1 protein-coding gene is annotated in these 897 nt (G+C 72.2%); it reads right to left on the bottom strand.

The window, feature by feature from the left end; genetic code table 11:
- Positions 1 to 85: 85 nt before the first annotated feature.
- Positions 86 to 897: alpha-1,6-glucosidase domain-containing protein (locus BIV28_RS19150; RefSeq protein ID WP_207556123.1), on the bottom strand; the 812-nt coding region annotated here is incomplete at its 5' end.

The following is an 897-nucleotide window of genomic DNA, read 5'->3' as shown; positions in this document are numbered from 1 at the left end:
CGGCGAGGGCCACGACGCCGGGGACGGCGAACGGGCCCCGAGGAGAGCACGTCTCCCCGGGGCCCGCTGTCTTACCGGCGGCGCGTCAGTGCGCCTGGACGAACACCGCCACCGTGCGGGCGGGCACGGTCAGCGTCGACGATCCGGCGTTCCACGTCGACTGCTTGACGACCGCGTCGGACCCGCCGGCCTGCACCGGGCTCAGCGTGAGCGCGCCCGTCAGGCCGGGCACCTTCTGCGTCACGGCGTCCGGCGTCGCGTTGAACACGACGACGAGGCCGTCGAGGCGCGGGTCGGCGTCGGTGCCCTTCGTGTCGTCGACGCGCATGACGACGACGCCGGCGTGCGCGTCGGCCGTGCCCGAGACGGGGAAGGACACCTTCGACTCGATGGCCGAGGCCGAGCCCAGGCGGAACAGCGGGCTGCTGAACCGCAGGCGCAGCAGGTCCTGGGCCATGGCGCTCGCGGTCTGCACGTCGCTCGCCGCCGGCTTGAGGGCCGGGTTGCCGAGCAGCGGCTTCATGAACGACCACTTGTTCGAGTTGGGGCCCTCGGGCGGCAGGCCGTGGCCGAAGCCGTTGTCCGCGCCGGTCCAGTCGAGCCGGTTGAACCAGTCGCCGCTGTCGTAGGAGTCCCGGTCGAGCGACTTGCTGCGCAGCAGGTCGGCGCCGGCGTGCCAGAACGAGGGCGTCTGTGCCAGAGCGGTGGTCGCGAGCGACAGGGTGTTCATGCGCACCCGGTCGGTCATCGACGTCGCCACCGGCAGCTTGTAGGTCAGCGCGTCGAACAGGGTCTCGTTGTCGTGGGCGTCGACGTAGCTGACGACCTCGTCGGGCTGGTCGGCGTAGCCGGCCGGCGCCCCGTTGTAGTCGACCTTGTCGCCGCGCACGACCTGCC

This window comes from Intrasporangium flavum (genome assembly GCF_001956915.1).
GTDB classification, from domain to species: domain Bacteria; phylum Actinomycetota; class Actinomycetes; order Actinomycetales; family Dermatophilaceae; genus Monashia; species Monashia flava.
Note: the sequence above shows the minus strand (reverse complement) of the source record. Positions and strands in the feature narration are given on the sequence as shown.